Here is a 205-nt window from a genome sequence, read left to right on the forward strand (position 1 = left end):
GGCCCGAACCCGTGATCGTGTCGCTGTTGCCACTGCCTGTCACCGTGGTGACGCCTGTCCACGTGCCGCCCATGCCGCTCGTCGCGCCGGCGCCATTGCCCAGGTCGAACGTCACCGCCGTGCCGTAGTTGGTGTAATTCAGCGTCTGCGCGGTGATGTTGCCCGTGACGCTGCCGCTGGTACCGAAGTTCACCGTGCCGCTGGC

General features: G+C 67.3%; 1 protein-coding gene. It reads right to left on the reverse strand.

The genetic code is table 11. From position 1 onward, the window contains the following. The coding region (locus UU7_RS18705) for a hypothetical protein (protein ID WP_007810425.1) at positions 1–205 on the reverse strand (205 nt) is incomplete at both ends.

This window comes from Rhodanobacter spathiphylli B39 (assembly GCF_000264295.1).
Classification (GTDB): Bacteria; Pseudomonadota; Gammaproteobacteria; order Xanthomonadales; family Rhodanobacteraceae; genus Rhodanobacter; species Rhodanobacter spathiphylli.